This is a genomic window from Sulfurimonas sp., assembly GCF_041563035.1.
In the GTDB taxonomy this organism is placed as follows: domain Bacteria; phylum Campylobacterota; class Campylobacteria; order Campylobacterales; family Sulfurimonadaceae; genus Sulfurimonas.
Genome location: NZ_JBFFNS010000001.1, coordinates 275,224 through 292,569 on the forward strand (window position 1 = coordinate 275,224; position 17,346 = coordinate 292,569).

General features: G+C 26.7%; 18 protein-coding genes. All 18 read left to right on the plus strand.

Translation table 11 applies throughout. The features are described from left to right. Positions 1 to 10: 10 nt before the first annotated feature. Complete coding sequence (locus tag ABZC13_RS01305; RefSeq protein WP_372998842.1) at positions 11 to 739, plus strand: cytidylyltransferase domain-containing protein; 729 nt, start codon at positions 11 to 13, stop codon at positions 737 to 739. After that, entirely contained in the window at positions 736 to 1,713 is a 978-nt protein-coding gene (locus tag ABZC13_RS01310) for a Gfo/Idh/MocA family oxidoreductase (protein ID WP_372998845.1), read from the plus strand. The genes ABZC13_RS01305 and ABZC13_RS01310 overlap by 4 nt, the downstream gene beginning before the upstream one ends. Further along, positions 1,701 to 2,987, plus strand: a complete 1,287-nt coding sequence (locus ABZC13_RS01315; RefSeq protein ID WP_372998847.1) for a DegT/DnrJ/EryC1/StrS family aminotransferase — start codon at positions 1,701 to 1,703, stop codon at positions 2,985 to 2,987. Before ABZC13_RS01310 ends, ABZC13_RS01315 begins: the two co-directional genes overlap by 13 nt. Then, entirely contained in the window at positions 2,974 to 3,936 is a 963-nt protein-coding gene (locus tag ABZC13_RS01320; RefSeq protein ID WP_372998850.1) for a hypothetical protein, read from the plus strand. Before ABZC13_RS01315 ends, ABZC13_RS01320 begins: the two co-directional genes overlap by 14 nt. A 3-nt stretch (positions 3,937 to 3,939) precedes the next feature. Next, a complete protein-coding gene (locus ABZC13_RS01325; RefSeq protein WP_372998853.1) occupies positions 3,940 to 4,746 on the plus strand; it encodes a class I SAM-dependent methyltransferase in 807 nt (268 codons plus the stop codon). 52 nt (positions 4,747 to 4,798) lie between these two features. Next, positions 4,799 to 5,944 carry a hypothetical protein gene (locus ABZC13_RS01330; RefSeq protein ID WP_372998856.1) on the plus strand — a complete coding sequence of 382 codons (1,146 nt, stop codon included), beginning with the start codon at positions 4,799 to 4,801 and terminating at the stop codon, positions 5,942 to 5,944. 59 nt (positions 5,945 to 6,003) lie between these two features. After that, positions 6,004 to 6,771 (plus strand): class I SAM-dependent methyltransferase, encoded by a 768-nt coding sequence (locus ABZC13_RS01335; protein ID WP_372998859.1) that lies wholly within the window; start codon positions 6,004 to 6,006, stop codon positions 6,769 to 6,771. Continuing rightward, a complete protein-coding gene (locus tag ABZC13_RS01340; RefSeq protein ID WP_372998862.1) occupies positions 6,764 to 7,936 on the plus strand; it encodes a glycosyltransferase in 1,173 nt (390 codons plus the stop codon). The genes ABZC13_RS01335 and ABZC13_RS01340 overlap by 8 nt, the downstream gene beginning before the upstream one ends. 20 nt (positions 7,937 to 7,956) lie before the next feature. Continuing rightward, positions 7,957 to 8,736, plus strand: coding sequence for a glucose-1-phosphate cytidylyltransferase (gene rfbF / locus ABZC13_RS01345; RefSeq protein ID WP_372998865.1), 780 nt, complete (start codon positions 7,957 to 7,959; stop codon positions 8,734 to 8,736). Next, positions 8,736 to 9,836, plus strand: coding sequence for a CDP-glucose 4,6-dehydratase (gene rfbG, locus ABZC13_RS01350; RefSeq protein WP_372998868.1), 1,101 nt, complete (start codon positions 8,736 to 8,738; stop codon positions 9,834 to 9,836). Before rfbF ends, rfbG begins: the two co-directional genes overlap by 1 nt. Continuing rightward, entirely contained in the window at positions 9,824 to 10,231 is a 408-nt protein-coding gene (locus ABZC13_RS01355) for a WxcM-like domain-containing protein (RefSeq protein WP_372998871.1), read from the plus strand. The genes rfbG and ABZC13_RS01355 overlap by 13 nt, the downstream gene beginning before the upstream one ends. A 75-nt stretch (positions 10,232 to 10,306) precedes the next feature. Beyond that, positions 10,307 to 11,149 (plus strand): NAD-dependent epimerase/dehydratase family protein, encoded by an 843-nt coding sequence (locus ABZC13_RS01360; protein ID WP_372998874.1) that lies wholly within the window; start codon positions 10,307 to 10,309, stop codon positions 11,147 to 11,149. Positions 11,150 to 11,223: 74 nt separating this feature from the next. Then, on the plus strand, positions 11,224 to 12,159 hold the full coding sequence (locus ABZC13_RS01365) for an NAD-dependent epimerase/dehydratase family protein (protein ID WP_372998877.1): 936 nt from the start codon (positions 11,224 to 11,226) through the stop codon (positions 12,157 to 12,159). Next, positions 12,152 to 12,910, plus strand: a complete 759-nt coding sequence (locus ABZC13_RS01370) for a glycosyltransferase family 2 protein (RefSeq protein WP_372998880.1) — start codon at positions 12,152 to 12,154, stop codon at positions 12,908 to 12,910. The genes ABZC13_RS01365 and ABZC13_RS01370 overlap by 8 nt, the downstream gene beginning before the upstream one ends. A gap of 9 nt (positions 12,911 to 12,919) precedes the next feature. Then, positions 12,920 to 13,879 carry a hypothetical protein gene (locus ABZC13_RS01375; protein ID WP_372998883.1) on the plus strand — a complete coding sequence of 320 codons (960 nt, stop codon included), beginning with the start codon at positions 12,920 to 12,922 and terminating at the stop codon, positions 13,877 to 13,879. A gap of 164 nt (positions 13,880 to 14,043) precedes the next feature. After that, positions 14,044 to 15,150 (plus strand): glycosyltransferase, encoded by a 1,107-nt coding sequence (locus ABZC13_RS01380; RefSeq protein ID WP_372998886.1) that lies wholly within the window; start codon positions 14,044 to 14,046, stop codon positions 15,148 to 15,150. 54 nt (positions 15,151 to 15,204) lie between these two features. Next, the gene (locus ABZC13_RS01385; protein ID WP_372998889.1) at positions 15,205 to 16,227 is read left to right on the plus strand and encodes a polysaccharide biosynthesis protein; all 1,023 of its coding nucleotides are present in this window, start codon (positions 15,205 to 15,207) and stop codon (positions 16,225 to 16,227) included. Then, positions 16,224 to 17,345: a non-hydrolyzing UDP-N-acetylglucosamine 2-epimerase gene (wecB, locus tag ABZC13_RS01390; RefSeq protein WP_372998891.1), complete on the plus strand. Its 1,122-nt coding sequence runs from the start codon at positions 16,224 to 16,226 to the stop codon at positions 17,343 to 17,345. Before ABZC13_RS01385 ends, wecB begins: the two co-directional genes overlap by 4 nt. Position 17,346: the final 1 nt, after the last annotated feature.

Consider the following 17,346-nt stretch of genomic DNA (forward strand, 5'->3'; position numbering starts at 1 on the left):
GGAATTTGTTGTGAAAATAATTGCAAGTATAGAATGTAGAATGACTTCCACAAGACTTCCAGGTAAAGTACTTATGAATGCTTTAGATAATATGAGTATGTTGGAAGTTATGATTAAAAGAGTTAAAAATTCAAAACTTATTGATGGGATTGTTTTAGCTACAACAACTAATAAAGATGATGATTCTATAGTTGAATTAGCAAAACGGTTAGATGTTGACTTCTTTAGAGGTAGTGAAAATGATGTTCTTAGTCGAGTTGTAGAAGCACATAAAAGTGTTGGTACAGATATAATTGTGGAATTAACTGGAGACTGTCCATTGATTGATCCATTACTAATTGACCAATGTGTAGAAGTATTCTTAGATAATAAATATGATTATGTCTCTAATAACTATAAAAGAACATTTCCCGATGGTAGTGATGTTCAAGTGTTTTCATTGAAGGTATTGGAAGAAGCAGACAATGCTACTTTAGATCCTTTGGATAGAGAACATGTATCAAAGTATTTGTATGAAAATAAAAAGTATTCTATTTATACAGTAGAAGCTAAAGATGAATACTATTGGCCTACGTTAGCCGTGACGTTAGATGAAAAAGAAGATTATGAACTAATAAAAGATATATTTAATTATTTTGATAATATTGATTTTAGCACATTAGATTATATAGAATATTTAAAAAATAATATGTACTTAGTGGAGATTAATGCACATGTTAGCAGAAAGGGATTGAATTGATATTTAGTGTCGCTTTAGTGGGTATTGGAAATATTGGATATACATATGATATGTCTGTTAATGAAAAGTCAGCATTATCTCACGCTAAAGCTATATATTTGCATGATGACTTTGAATTAAAATATATTGTAGATGTGCAAGATACATATAAAGACAAAATCACTGATATGTTTCCTAAAGCTGATTTTTACAATAATTGGAAATGTATATTGGATAAAAACATTGATGTTCTTGTCATTGCCTTACCAACTTATTTACACTATAGCTGTTTAAATGACTTTAAGAAAAAAGATATAAAGTATTTTATTATAGAAAAGCCATTATTTGATAATTCTAAAGATATCAATTTACCAGAAGAGATAGAAGATAAAATTATTGTAAATTATTTTAGAAGATTTGAACCATTATTAATAGATATAAAAAATAATATATCAAAAGGTATTTATGGAAAGCCATTAAAAGTGATTAATAAATATGCAAAAGGATTGAAACATAATGGTTCACATAATATAGATTTGATGAATTATTTTTTCAATGATTTACAAATAAAAGATGTGAAGATTTTAGATAATATAGATGACTATAGTTCTGAAGATAAAACATATGATTTGTTTATGAAAGTACAAAATCAAAAAGATGAGTTTAGTGTTTATTTTATAGGTGGAGATGAAACAAAATATAGTATATTTGAAATTGAATTGATATTCGAAGACGCAAGAATTAAAATAGATGATTTTGGAAGATTACTAAACATCTCTTATGTTGTAGATGACCCTGATTATGATGGATATAAAATGCTGGACAATAAATGCAGTAGTATAGAAACTAATTATAAATTTTCTATATTAAATCTTTATAACTATATTACTAAAATGTATCAAGATGACTTAAAAAATATATCATCTTTTAATGATGAAAATAAAACAACAGGTTTTTTAAATAAAATTTACAAGGAAATTAAATGTCAATATTAGCAATAAATGGTGGTGAAAAAGTAAGAACTAAGTTATTTGAGCCATACAATTCAATAGGACAAGCGGAAAAAGATGCAGTAAATAAGGTCATGGATAGTGGGGTTTTGTCAAAATTTTTGGGTTGCTGGGAAGATGATTTTTATGGTGGTAATGAAATTCAAGCTTTTGAAAGAGAGTGGAGTGAAGAATTTAGTGTTAAACATACGGTTTCAGTTAACTCGAATTCATCAGGACTACATGTAGCTTTAGGGGCATGCGGTATTGGCTATGGTGATGAAGTTATAGTCTCTCCTTACAGTATGTCTGTCTCTGCAACTGCTCCTTTAGTTTGGAATGCTACACCAGTATTTGCTGATATTAGTTCGAATCATTATAACATTGATATTGATTCTATCAAAAAAAATATTACAGAAAAAACAAAAGCTATTATTGTTGTACATATAATGGGATGTCCTGCTGATATGGATGAAATAATGGAAATAGCTAAAACATATAATCTATTTGTGATTGAAGATGCTGCACAAGCACCATATGCTATGTATAAAAATCAGAGGGCAGGAACTATAGGTGATATTGGAGTGTATAGTTTAAATTATCATAAGCATATACATACAGGAGAAGGTGGTATGTGTGTAACAAATAATCAAGTCCTTTATGAAAAAATGCAAATGATCAGAAATCATGCAGAATCGATTGTGGAAGCAAAAAGTGAAACAGATCTAGTAAATATGTTAGGTTTTAATTTTAGACTAACAGAAATTCAAGCAGCTATTGGCAGAGTACAAATTAAAAGATTAAGAGCCGAGGTAGTATTAAGACAAAAATATGCAGAAATGTTTAATACTGCATTGAATAAATATAAATATATTGATATTACACAATTAGAAAATAGAACTCATTCCTACTATGTACAAGCTTTTCAATTTAATGAAGAAAAAGCAGGGATTACTCGAGAAGTCTTTCTTGATGCAGTACGTGCAGAATTGTCACCAGTTAGAACGAGAGAGGATGAAGGTGTACCAATATATGGCGGGTATGTTAAACCAATATATTTAATTCCCATGTTTCAAAAGAGAGTAGTATATTCAAATGGTGATTTTCCATTCAACGAAAATGTAAGTTATGACCGAGGTATTTGTCCAGTTGTAGAAGATATGCATAACAAAAAGTTGTGGACTCATGATTTTGTAAAATCTTCACTTAAAGAAGAAGACGTATTAGATATAGTTAAAGCATATAAAAAAGTTTGTGATAATATTGATGAACTCAAATAGTACACAAGATATTAAAGTATTTGCACATGATGCCGCATCTGCAAATGTTGTGCTTGCGTATGTCTATTTTAATTATAATAGCGAATATTATAATATTACAGCTTATCCAACAGGGCCTGCTATAAATATATTTAAAAAAGAGATGATACACATAGCGCAAATTAAAGATAATGATAACTATGACTTTAAGGTGACTGATATTGTTATTACTGGATTATCAGGTGTATCAAGTAATTATGAGTTAGAAATTATTAAAATAGCTAGAAAAGATAAAGTTGCTCAAATAATATCTTTACTAGATGTTGCAAGAAGTATTGATGATAGATTTTTGCTAAATATAGAGGATATTGAAGAATTCCTACCACATAGGATTTTAATACCAACTGATAATCTTAAAGTATCAAAAGATAAGAAAATAAATAATCTTCTGGAAGAGTATGAAAACCCTTATTGGAATTATATTTACGAAAAGTATTATAAAACACCACCGTTAATTACAAATGAGTTAATAAAAGGGAATATAGAAAATTATATAGTGTTTTTTACAGAGTATATTAAAGAACAATTTGGTGATACCTTAGGATATGATGAATTTACGATAATGAGTGATTTTATTGATGTGTTTAAAAATACAAACACCCCTATTTTTATAAAATTACATCCTAGTGAAAAAACAAACAAATACGACGCATATATCCCAATTAATAGTAAAATTTATGTAATTAAAGATGAAATATCAACACAGGAAATATTGTACTATTCAAAAGTTGTATTTGGATGTATGACATCAGTGTTTTATGAGGCGTTGCTATTAAATAAACAATGTTTTAGTTTGCAACTAAATTATAAAAAAGATATTTTTGAGTTGACATTGGAAAATAAGATAGAAAGAATAGGTAATAAATCAAAATTAGTTAATATATTTAAAATAATCACAGACGGAGAATAGAATATGATGAAAGATATAATAAAAAAAGCTTATCAAAATGTAGAAAGTTTGGAATCATATGATAAAGAGTCATTAGAAGAATATAGAAAAAATAGATTAAAACAACAAATAGATGTATATTTGTTAATTAATAATTTTATAACTGAAAATATTAAACTTTTGGATATTGGCTCAGGAAGTAGTGCCTTGTCTTATCTATTGGATAATAAAGAGGTATTGAAATTTTCTGATTGTGTAGAATTATCTGAAAGTAGATATAATTTTGCGCAAAAATGGAAAAAAGACGAAGATTTTTTCAAAGTAAAAAATCATAATGTAGAAATAGGGAAATATTTGTTTGAGAATGATAAATATAACTTAATAACATGTATAGATAATACATTCTCATATATAGGATTATATAATAATGAAAATGAAATTGTTGATATTTTAAATAATATATATGATTCTTTACATGAAAGCGGATATCTCATATTAGAAGTTAGTCTTTTTGCAAATATTGTAAAACAAATAAATTCTTCTGATTTGGATATAATTCAAGAATTTGTAGTAAATAAGGGAGAAAACTTTATAGCTCTTTGGGAACATAGATTATTGAGCCCAACTATTATGAATATTAAGTCTAAATACATTAGTGAAGATTGTAATGTAAAAGAGAAAGAAGAAAATTCAAGGATTTTTAACTTAAAAGAATTAACTAATTGGTTGAACAATACAGGTTTTGTAGATATTAAAATATTTTCTAATTTTAAGCAATATGTATATATTGATGGCAAAAGTGACAAACTTGTTCTTGTATGTAAGAAATAAATAATATATTAATCAAAAAATTGGTAGATATAAAAAAATAACAAGGTTGATAATGTTTAGGTTAACACGTATAGTATTTATACCATTGTTACCTCTTATAGAAAGAGATTATAAATATTTAGGTATAAATTATTTTAAGGAAAGAGGTTTTGATGTTTCTATTTTAGAAACACATCAATTTTTATTGCCAGGATATAAAGAAGCAGTAAATATAAAGTATGCAAAATTTGATAATATTTACGAACCTGAAACACTTAATGACTTATTTAAATTTATAAATAATCTATCTGAAAATGATTATATTTTTTCTTTTGGAACAACTCCTGAAGGAGTAAAACTATTAAATAAAATGAGGATTAACACGAATGCAAAATTTGTTACCTATGTTAGTGGAAGTATCCCTCTTACTTCTGCCCCGTGTGGAGTGTTAAACAATCTTAAAAGAGCTATTGCGCCTGTTCTTCGAAAATTTTTATTTAGGTATGGGATAGGTACTTTTGAATCTGATATCTATATTACAGGTGCACCAAAAGATGAATTAGTGTATCCTTTTTTAGCTGGACCAAAAACAAAAAAAATTCATGGTCATGGTAGGGATTACGAAATGTGTATGACTACGAATTCTTATAGTAATAAACCTTATTGTGTATTTTTAGATACTGATGTAATAAATGCGAGTGATTCAGTCATATTTAAAGATATATTTGGGAAGGATGAAGATAAAAATATAATAGATTATCAAAAAAAATTAGTTAATTTTTTTAAATGGATTGAAAAAAATATGAGTGTTGAAATTATAATATCGGCACATCCAAAATCTAGAATATTTTTAAATAAAGAGACTTTTCATGGGTACAAAATTGTTTTCGATTCTTCACCTTCTCTTGTAAAAAGTAGTGAGTTTGTAATTAATGAAGGCTCTTCTGCTATTATGTTCGCAATATATTTTAACAAGCCTATATTATTTTTTACTATGAAAGAGATTAGCTTTTTTTATGATTTTCCATGTAGTTTTACAAAGGCATTAAATAAAAAAATAATTCCAATAGATGACCTAAATAGTTTAAAGATAGAAGATATAAAAGATGAATTAAATAATAAAAGAAAATATAATTATTATAAATACAACTATTTGACATATGAAAATGATTTAGAGAGTGTATTTAAGATAATAGAAGATGAATTAATCGGTACCTAATAGCTCTTGAAATTTTTTAAAATTGACAATAAAAACTAATTACGTATAGAAGGATAAAAGTGGAAATTACTGATAAAAAGTTTTGGAAAGACTACTGGGGTGAAATAAAATTACCAAATAAATTAGATTGGACTTTTAAAAATGATAGAGTAATTGGACAGACTATTATTGATTACATTCCAGTTGCTAATAAAAATCAAAAAGCATTAGAAATAGGATGTGCACCAGGAAAGTGGTTGATTTTTTTATATGAAAAATTAAACTATGAAGTAGATGGATTTGAATATGTGGATATTGCTGCAGAAAAGACAAGAGAAAACCTTTTAGTATGTAAAATACCAGAAAGTAAGTTTAATATTATTACTGCTGATTTTTTAACTCAATTACCTGTTCCAAAATATGACGTAGTGACTTCCTTTGGTTTTCTTGAGCATTTTGATAATTATGAGGATATCTTTAATAAACATTTACAATATACGAAAAAAGATGGATATGTCGCTATAGGATTTCCTAATTTTCGCGGAATTAATTACTATATACAATTATTTATTGATAAAATTTCTGGATCTTGTATTATAGAAAATCATAACATAAATATGATGGACAAAGGGATAATGAGGAACATGATTAAAAATGAGAATAAACAAGAAATCTTCATTGATTATATTGGTGGATTTGAACCAGCACTTTTTAATACAAATAATATTAAAAATTCATTAGTAAGGTTCTTTTTTAAAGCTTTTGTTAAATCTTTTTCTTATATTTTTAATAATACGAATAATAAATATATAGCAAGTTATCTAATTCTTATTGTTAAAAATGATTAAAATAATTTTATATACAGAAAATTATTTTCCTGGAGGGTTAGAAAGGTTTATATTTGATTTTTTAAAATTTAATTTATTTGATGTTCATATAATAATAAATAGCGAAAATAATCGTATTATTGATTTTGCAAAAAAAAATAATTTAACGTATAGTGTTGTAAAACTTTATTCTTTTGAATATACAAAATTAAAATCTAATAATATAATTAAAATATTTAATTTTATAACATATTATTTTTCAATACTAGTAAATTATTTTATATTAAAAAAGATTTTGAATAATCTACGTGAGTACAATAATTTAATGATAGTAAATGGAGGATATCCTGGAGCTTTAAGCTCATTTTCAATTGCAATAGCAGCAAGAAGAATGGGATTTGAGAAAATTGGTATGTCAATTTTAAGTTCAACAACACCTTTGTATAGCAATAAAATATTTAGTTTTATTCAATCAAAAATAGATTTTTTTACTGATAAGTATATTGATTTCTATATGCCAAATTCTAACAAAATAAAGTTAGAACTAGTTCAAAATGCAAAGATTAGATCTAAAAAAATCAATGTTATTTATACAGGAGTAAATGTCCCAAAAAATATAAATAAAATAAATATGTTAAAATGTCATAATATATTGATTAAAAAAGATAATAATATATGGATTACGATGGTTGGGTTACTGGGATCAACAAAAAGGCAAGATTTGTTACTTGATGCTATGACAAAGCTGGACAGTAATATTAATTTGTTATTAGTTGGAGATGGTCCGAGTAGGATAATGTTAGAAAAAAAGGCAAAATTATTAAATATTGATAAAAGAGTAGTATTTATTGGCTGGATGGAAGATATTGCACAGGTGTATCAATTTTCTGACTTGTTAGTATTTCTTTCTGATCAAGAAGGTTTGCCATATGTTATAAGTGAGGCAATGTCATATAAAGTTCCAGTTATTGCAAGCTGTATTGGTGGAATTCCTGAACAAATTGAGAACAGTAAAGGTGGATTATTGGTTTCCAACGACAATATTGATGAAATTGTAAAACAAATAAATTATCTAATAGAAAATCAGATTACGCAAGAAAATTTTACAGATTATTCATTTAATAAATTGAAAAATTTATTTTCTATTGAAGTTATGAATAATAAAATTTTCACTTTATATAAATAGAGTAGAAGGAATTAAAAAACATGAAAGTATTATTACTAGCGGGTGGTTTTGGAACTAGGCTTAGTGAAGAAACAGAGATTAGACCTAAACCTATGATTGAAATAGGGGGTAAACCAATTCTTTGGCATATTATGAAAATATATTCAATATATGGATTTGATGAGTTTGTGGTTCTTCTGGGATATAAAGGTTACTATATAAAAGAGTATTTTGCAAATTATTTTCTTCATCAGAGTGATGTGACGATTGACATGAAAAACAATAAGATGGAAGTATTAAATAATTCAAGTGAACCTTGGAAGGTAACTTTACTTGATACAGGTCTAAATACTATGACTGGTGGAAGGATTAAACAAGCACAAGATTATATTGGAAATGAACCTTTCATGCTTACATATGGAGATGGTGTGTCTGATATTAATATAGAAGAGTTAGTGAAATTTCATAAATCACATGGTAAACTAATGACAATGACATCAGCTCAGCCTGATGGTAGATTTGGTGCATTAAATATTGAAGATAATAATCAAGTTACAAATTTTCTAGAAAAGCCAAAAGGTGATGGAGGTTGGATTAACGCGGGTTTTTTTGTATGTGAGCCAAAAGTATTTGAATATATTACTGATGATCCTAGTGTAATATTTGAACAAACTCCTCTTCAGAATTTAGCAAGAGATGGGGAAGTATTTACATATAAACATGAAGGTTTTTGGAAACCAATGGATAGCCTAAAAGATAAAAACGATTTAAATGAACTTTGGAATGAAAACAAGGCTCCTTGGAAAGTGTGGAGTAAATAGTGTTTAATAATATTTATAATGGCAAGAAAGTATTAGTTACAGGGCATACAGGTTTTAAAGGAACCTGGCTAACTACATGGCTTTTAAAATTAGGAGCTAATGTTATTGGTATTTCTAAAGATATTCCAACAACTCCTTCCATGTTTGAAGAGCTAGGATTAAAAGATGAAATAAAAGATTATAGAGAAGATATTAGAGATTTATCAAAAATTATTGAAATCATATTATCAGAACAGCCAGAATTTTTATTTCATCTTGCGGCACAACCAATTGTGTCAACTTCATATAGTGATCCAATAGATACAATATCATCAAATGTAATGGGTACTGCAAATATTTTAGAGGCACTTAAAGCTTCAAATCATAAATGTACTGCGATTATGATAACTAGCGATAAAGCTTATGATAATGTTGAACAGGTTTGGGGATATAAAGAAGATGATAAAATGGGTGGAAAGGATATTTACAGTGGTTCGAAAGGCGCTGCAGAATTAATAATAAAATCATATTATCACTCATTTTTTAAACATAAAGATTCTAACATAAAACTATCTATTGGCAGAGCCGGTAATGTTATTGGTGGTGGAGACTGGGCTAGAGATAGAATAGTTGTTGATTGTATGAAAGCATGGAGTAAAAAGTGTAGTGTAGAGATTAGAAGTCCAAAATCTACTAGACCTTGGCAACATGTATTGGAACCTTTAAGCGGATATCTTAATTTAGGAGAATTATTGTATGAAGATGATTCTTTGAATGGAGAAGCTTTTAATTTTGGACCAAGAGCAGAGCAAAATCATAATGTGATAGAGTTACTTGAAGATTTGAGCAAGTATTGGCACCATAAAGATATCAATAATGCCTTTATAGTTACTGATAATATTCCATTTCATGAAGCAGGATTATTAAAATTAAATTGTGATAAGGCACTTTACTTTATGAAATGGCAAGCAAATTTGGAGTACAAGGATACTGTCAGATTTACGAGTGAGTGGTATTATGACTTCTACAATTTAGATAAAAATATTTTAGAAAAAACTTTAGAACAGATTTCCGAATATGAAAATATGGCAAAAGATAAAGAGCTAAATTGGACGGAGTAATTTTAACACCTCTGAAACAAATATATAATCCTAAAGGTAATGTATTTCATGCCATGAAAAAAAGTGATATTGGATTTGATGGGTTTGGAGAGGCTTACTTTTCAACAATTAATAAAGGTGATATCAAAGGTTGGAAAAAACATAAAAAAATGGTTTTAAATTTAGTAGTACCTTTTGGTGAAATTAAGTTTGTTATCTATGATGATTCCACAAATGAGTTTTTTAGTGTAAAACTTTCTCAAAATAACTATCAAAGACTTACAATTAAACCTAACTTATGGATGGCATTTGAAGGTGTCGGAAAGAATAATATGTTATTAAACTTGGCCTCAATTGAACATAATATTAATGAAGCTGATAGCATTAAGCTGGATGATATTATATATAAATGGTAGATGAAATGATAATCTATAAAAGAAATAATAATTGCTATAAAATTCCATATTTCAACATGTTCAAAAGGAATTAAATTGACATTAATTATAGGAAAAAGAAGTAATCTTTCGAACAAAATATCTGAACAATTTAATGATTGTGTGTTGATTTCTTCATCAGAAATTGAAAATAATTTGGATTCTCTTTTAAAATATTGCCAAGACAATAGAGTAAATGTTATTTTAAATAATTTTCAAGCCTCTACATTCTTAAATGATAATCAAGATTTTGATAATTATATAACAAAATCTATTTTAAATACTTCTCGAATATTATCATTCTTCATCAGCAATAACATAATAATAAATAAGCTTATTTATACTAGTAGTAGTTCAGTATATGGAAATAATAAATTTTGTTCAGAAAATGATCAAGTTAAACCCATGAATTTACAAGGTGCATTAAAAGTTTCTAATGAAGAGTTGATAAAAAGAATTTGTAAAGAGTATAAAATAAATTATACAATCGCGAGAGTATTTAATATGTATGGTGGAGATGATAAGTTTTCAATAATCAACAAGATTAAAAATTGTTATTTAAGTAATAAAGCATTAAATATTATAAATGGTGGTAAAGCTATTAGAGATTACATTTACATAGATGATGTAGTAAATGTGTATAAAAATTTAATTTATACAGTGGATAATTTACCAAATATTTTAAATATTGCTAACGGAAATGGGAGAAGGGTTATTGATTTTTTAAGTATTTTAAAGAGTGCTGGAATTGTCCTTGAAATTAATAATATACAAAATGATGAAATAAGTGTTTCAATAGCAGATATAACACTATTAAATGAAATTATTGATATAAATAACTTTACAGATGTTGAAACTTTTTTAATTAATGAGCTTAAAATAGATGAAAACTATAATTAGTACTATAAATATTGAACTTATTAAGATATCTACACTTCGTGATTATAAAAATATACCAAAGGGAAGTATTCCTAATGAGTGGTAAAGTTTTAATAACAGGTGGCCTTGGAAACTTGGGCAGTTGGATTAGTATATATTTATACAATTTTGGTTATGAAGTGTATATCCTCTCAAGAAAAGCAAAAAATAAAATAAAAAATATTGAATATCAACTTATTGAAGCTGATATAACAAATTTAGATGAATTAAAAGAAAAACTTGACTTTGATATAGATTTTTGTGTACATACAGCAAGTTTTAATGAATTTTATTTATTAGATTATCCAAAAAATGCATTAGAGATAAATACGCTTGGTACTAGAAATTTACTGGAAATTTTAAGTCAAAAGAACATAAAAAATTTTATATATTTCAGTACATTTCATGTTTATGGAATAAGTAGTGGAATTGTTACAGAAAGTAGTGAACTAAACCCAAAAAACGATTATGCTTCTACACATTTGTTTGCAGAATATTATGTTAAGCAATTTGGGTATATGAATAATTTAAAATATTCAATATTAAGGGTTACTAATAGTTATGGAGCACCAACTTTTATAGATACTAATAAGTGGTATTTGGTACTAAATGATTTAACTAAATCAGCTTATGATAATGGTAAAATAGTTATAAAAAGTAATGGTAAAGCAAAAAGAGATTTTATATATATGGGTGATGTGGCTAATATAGTAGATAAAGTTCTTAAAAAAGAGGCTACAAATGATATATATAACTTATCATCAAATAGAAGCTATGAAATACTAGCATTGGCTAATTTAGTCAAAAATGAGTATGAAAAAAGATATGAAATAGATATAAAAATAGAGACAAATGAAAATGATGATATGAGTTATGATGATATTTTTGTTAAAAATGACAAATTAAAATCTATAGTAAACTTTACTATAATTGATAATATGAGTGAAGAAGTTAATAAAATATTTGATTTACTGGAAAACATCAATGAATAATGAAGTACTTGTTTCAATAATTACACCTATGTATAATGCTGAAGTTTTTATTGTTGAAGCTATACAAAGTGTTCTTAATCAAACATACCAAAACTGGGAAATGATTATAGTAGATAATTATTCTACTGATCATAGTGTTAAAGTAGTTGAAGCTATTAATGATAAACGAATAAAATTAATAAAACTAGATTATAATAGTGGAGGGCCTGCAAGACCTAGAAATATTGGTGTGGAAAAATCCAAGGGCAAATATATTGCTTTTTTGGATGCAGACGATATCTGGAAACCTACCAAATTGGATATTCAACTTGATTTTATGAATAAAAATAATTTAAATATTAGTAGCACAAGCGCGACTAATATTGATGAAAATTCTAAGAGTATTAACAAATTAAATTATTTAAAAAATTATTTAAAAAAATCTCGAAAATATAACTTGGAAGCATTACTGCAGTATAAATTTATATATACATCCTCTGTGATATTAGTAAAAAAAATATTTCAAAAGTTTAATGAAGAAGAAGACTGTATATCTGTTGAAGATTATTATTTGTGGTTGCAATTATTAAATAATGAAAATATTAGATTCGACTTTTTACATAAAGAATTATTAATGTATAGGATTGTTGTAAATTCAGCCTCAGATAGAAATATTATTGGTAAACAAGACGCAAAATCTATGTATTATAGTTTGAAATTTATTATAGATAATAATAGGTATGATTTATTAAAGTTACTAAAAAACAAATAAGGCAACTTAATGAAAATAAATTATTCCAAATACATTACTGTTATTATTTTTGTATTTATTTTTAGTACTAATATGATTATTTATTTTATTATTAATGGAGATTTTAGTAATACTACATACTTTGAATCCTTGCTCGCTTGGGGAGATCAATTGATTTTTTATAATGAATCGCTTAGAGGTACTGAGTTTAGATTTACTTCTGGCGTTAATTTTTACTCTGTTTCAATGTATAGTGTTTTTTCTGAATTTATTGTTTGGTCAATTTTAATAAATTCTATTATTTTTGCATTAGCTGTTGATTACATGTTGATGGAAAAGAAAAGGTATTCTATACTATATTTTGTTTTATTATTTCCAATAATTTTTTATTTTTCAATAGGATTTACAAAAGAAGCTTTGTTAATTCTAGGAATTACAATTTTAAATCGACATATTTTAATGAATGATTTGAAATTAGCTTTGTTTAGTTTTGTTTTAATATTAATAGCTAGACCATTTTTTGCCATCGCTATACTACCTTTACTTATTTCTACATTTCGGAATAATATTAAGATAATGTTATTTCTGGCCGTTACACTGACCCCTGTGTATTTTTGGATACTGCAATCAATATTTGTTAACTCATTTTATGCTGATCGATATTTAAACTATGAAAACACATTGAGATTATATTTTCCGATTCTATCAATAGTTGGAAATGTTATTGCAGTTGCAAAGGTTTACTTGGATATATTTTTTGCTGAAATAATTGGTAATGTACAGAACTCTATTCTTCTGTCAGCTTGGTTTGTTAGCTTTATTGGTATAATAATGAACTTTTCTCGTATGTTTAGTTCTCGTTCCTTTATGTTTTTATTTATTATATTGGTGATTAGTGTGGGTCCAATAGCCCATTTTAGGTATATAGTTCCAATACTATTTGTATGGGGTTACATTATTTTGCCTAATAAATATGTTAGCTCCGAATAGAAAGGCAGTAAGTATAATTCTTAGTGTTGCTACTTTGTTTGGTAGTAGAATAGTGTTTTATTTTTTATATTACAACTGTTCGATGGTTCAGATTCTTATATATAGGCAGATGTTAGTGGATTGTTTGTAAACTTTATAAATTCTATAAGAGGTTACCCAATAATATGATAATTTTAGTAAATGCGACAGCTTTGACATCAGGTGGTGGATTAGTAACGTTAGAACAATTCTTGGATAATATACCGTTAGATGATAAATATATTTTTTATATTTTTTGTTCTGATGTTACATTAAAAGATAAGTATTTTCAGAATAATATAGTGTATATATATCCAAAGTATAGAACTGGATTAAGTAGAATATATTGGGATATGTTTGGATTACAAAGGTGGTCTCAAAAAAATAGTATAAAACCAGAGCTAGTGATTTCACTACAAAATACAACTATAAGATTTAAAAACGATAATATTCCACAAATATCTTATATAATGCAAGCTATACCATTTGTAAATAAAAAATGGAATTTTTTTGATAAAAAAGAAAGAACTTTATGGTTTTATAAAAATATTTATCCTTTATTTATGTCAATTAATTTAGGTGAAAAACATTATGTTGTCACGCAGTCAAAGTGGATCAAATCTAAGTTTGCAAATAAGTTTAATTTTCCATTGGAAAAAATATTTCCTATCAGACCAATTATAAATATAAATAAAACATCAAATAAAAAAGTTTTTGATGAAGAAAAATTTATTGTTTTTTGCCCATCATCAGCTTTTGTATATAAAAATAATATTGAGATAGTAAATGCCTTAATATATTTAAAATCTAAAAATCAAGATATTTCAAGATTTAGTATTTATATTACTTTTGAAAAAGATAATGATATAGAACTTTATAAAATAATAATGAAAAATAACTTAGAAAGTAATTTTAATTTTATTGGTAGAATCTCTTATGATGTAATATTAACATATTATAATGGATGCGACCTGGTTGTTTTTCCTAGTTATTTAGAAACATTTGGACTGCCTTTGCTTGAAGCAGCATCATTTGGAAAACCAATATTATGTACTAATGAAGACTATGCGATAGAGGTAATAGGAGACTATAAAGGTGCTAATATGTTAAAAATAAATTCACCTCAGTTATGGGGTGAAAATTTATTAAAAGAATTTAAAGAAAGGAATAGTTTTAAAAATTATAAAGCAGATTTTAAAGAATCATGGGATGACTTTTTTCAATTGATAAAGTATATATTGACTGATAAATAAATCTAGTTTAAATTCAATTTTTAGTATAATGAACTGTATAAGAAGGTGGAAATAATGTTTAGAAATAAGAAACTACTAATTACTGGAGGAACGGGTTCTTTTGGAAATGCCGTTCTTCGTAATTTTTTAGATACTGAGATAAAAGAAATAAGAATTTTTTCTCGTGATGAATTAAAACAAGATGATATGAGAAAAAAATATGATAATGATAAATTAAAATTTTATATTGGTGATGTCAGAGATGTTAATTCACTAGAAGATTCTATAAAAGGAGTTGACTTTATATTTCATGCAGCAGCATTAAAACAGGTGCCATCATGTGAATTTTATCCTATGCAAGCAGTTAAAACAAATGTAGTAGGTACCGAAAATGTTCTTAATACTGCAATTAAGTATGGTGTAAAAAAAGTGATAGTTTTAAGTACTGACAAAGCTGTTTATCCTATAAATGCCATGGGAATTAGTAAAGCTATGATGGAAAAAGTGGCAGTTGCAAAATCTAGAAACCTTGGTGACGAAATTACTATTTGTTGTACAAGGTATGGAAATGTTATGGCAAGTCGCGGTTCAGTAATTCCACTATTTATTAATCAAATTAAAAATAATGAAAACATTACAATAACCGATCCAAATATGACTAGATTTATGATGAGCTTAGACGATGCAGTTGATTTAGTTATGTTCGCTTTTAAAAATGGTGAAAATGGTGATATTTTTGTTCAAAAAGCACCAGCGGCGACAATTGAACTTTTGGCAAATACTCTGAAAAATTTGCTTAATCGTCCAAAGCATATTATTAAAATTATTGGTACAAGACATGGAGAAAAACTTTATGAAACGCTTCTGACCAGGGAAGAGATGCTAAATGCAGTTGATATGGAACAGTATTATAGAATACCATCTGACACTAGGGACTTGAATTATAATCAATATTTTGAAGAGGGCGAAATAATAACTGAATCAGAAGATTATCATTCACACAATACGCACAGACTAAGTGAAAATGAGATGAAAAATATGTTGCTTTCCCTTAGAGAAATTCAAAGTGATTTAAAAGAGTTCGGAATTTATTTATGAAAAAAGTGATGACTATAGTAGGAACTCGTCCTGAGATTATTAAGTTGAGTAGGGTTCTTGCAGAGCTTGAAAAATACACTGATCATATCTTAGTTCATAGCGGGCAAAATTATGACTACGAGCTTAATGAGGTTTTTTTTAATGAGATGGGAATAAAGAAACCAGATTTTTTTTTAAATGCGGCAGCAGATAATCCAGCTGAAACGATTGCTAATGTTATCAGAGAGTCTGATAAATTACTTGAAGAAGTTAATCCTGATGCAATTTTGCTCTATGGTGATACAAACAGTTGTTTATCTGTTATATCTGCAAAACGTAGAAAGATACCTATCTTTCATATGGAAGCAGGAAATAGATGTTTTGATCAAAGGGTACCAGAGGAGATAAATAGAAAAATTGTGGATCAGCTTAGTGATATTAATATGACTTTAACTGAGCATGCTAGAAGATACTTAATTGATGAAGGTATAAGACCTGAGACTATAATTAAAACAGGTTCTTCAATGCTTGAGGTTCTAGAGTATTATAAAAAAGATATAGAAAATTCTAAAGTATTGGAGACGTTGGCTTTAAAAGAAAAATTTTTTTTCATAGTTAGTGCTCATAGGGAAGAAAATATAGATAGCGAACAGAATTTTAATGATTTATTAGATTCTTTAAATGTCATAGCAAGAACATACAACAAGAGAGTAATTGTATCAACACACCCTCGTACTAGAAAGAAACTTGAAGGATTAAACAAAAAAAAGTTTAATCCACTCATAGAATTTATGAAACCATTAGGTTTCTTTGATTATATTGCACTACAAATGAACTCTTATTGCGCCATATCTGATAGTGGAACGATAACTGAAGAATCTTCAATATTAGGGTTTCCGGCAATTACAATAAGACAAGCTCATGAGAGACCAGAAGGGATGGATGAGGGAACATTAATAATGTCTGGACTTACAAGTGATAATATAATAACTTCTATAAATATTGTTACAAATCAAAATAATGAAAGTAGTATGAATTTAATCGAGGATTATAATACCAAAAATGTTTCAAAAAAAGTAGTACGAATAATTGTGAGCTATATTGATTATATAAATAGAACTGTTTGGAAAAAATATTAAT

What these genes read in the sequence shown, in the direction of transcription:
- ABZC13_RS01370 (WP_372998880.1), top strand. Translation starts at nt 12,152, where the DNA reads ATGAATAATGAAGTACTTGTTTCAATAATTACACCTATGTATAATGCT.
- ABZC13_RS01315 (WP_372998847.1), top strand. Translation starts at nt 1,701, where the DNA reads ATGTCAATATTAGCAATAAATGGTGGTGAAAAAGTAAGAACTAAGTTA.
- ABZC13_RS01325 (WP_372998853.1), top strand. Translation starts at nt 3,940, where the DNA reads ATGATGAAAGATATAATAAAAAAAGCTTATCAAAATGTAGAAAGTTTG.
- ABZC13_RS01320 (WP_372998850.1), top strand. Translation starts at nt 2,974, where the DNA reads ATGAACTCAAATAGTACACAAGATATTAAAGTATTTGCACATGATGCC.
- wecB (WP_372998891.1), top strand. Translation starts at nt 16,224, where the DNA reads ATGAAAAAAGTGATGACTATAGTAGGAACTCGTCCTGAGATTATTAAG.
- ABZC13_RS01365 (WP_372998877.1), top strand. Translation starts at nt 11,224, where the DNA reads ATGAGTGGTAAAGTTTTAATAACAGGTGGCCTTGGAAACTTGGGCAGT.
- ABZC13_RS01385 (WP_372998889.1), top strand. Translation starts at nt 15,205, where the DNA reads ATGTTTAGAAATAAGAAACTACTAATTACTGGAGGAACGGGTTCTTTT.
- ABZC13_RS01340 (WP_372998862.1), top strand. Translation starts at nt 6,764, where the DNA reads ATGATTAAAATAATTTTATATACAGAAAATTATTTTCCTGGAGGGTTA.
- ABZC13_RS01330 (WP_372998856.1), top strand. Translation starts at nt 4,799, where the DNA reads ATGTTTAGGTTAACACGTATAGTATTTATACCATTGTTACCTCTTATA.
- rfbF (WP_372998865.1), top strand. Translation starts at nt 7,957, where the DNA reads ATGAAAGTATTATTACTAGCGGGTGGTTTTGGAACTAGGCTTAGTGAA.
- ABZC13_RS01375 (WP_372998883.1), top strand. Translation starts at nt 12,920, where the DNA reads ATGAAAATAAATTATTCCAAATACATTACTGTTATTATTTTTGTATTT.
- ABZC13_RS01380 (WP_372998886.1), top strand. Translation starts at nt 14,044, where the DNA reads ATGATAATTTTAGTAAATGCGACAGCTTTGACATCAGGTGGTGGATTA.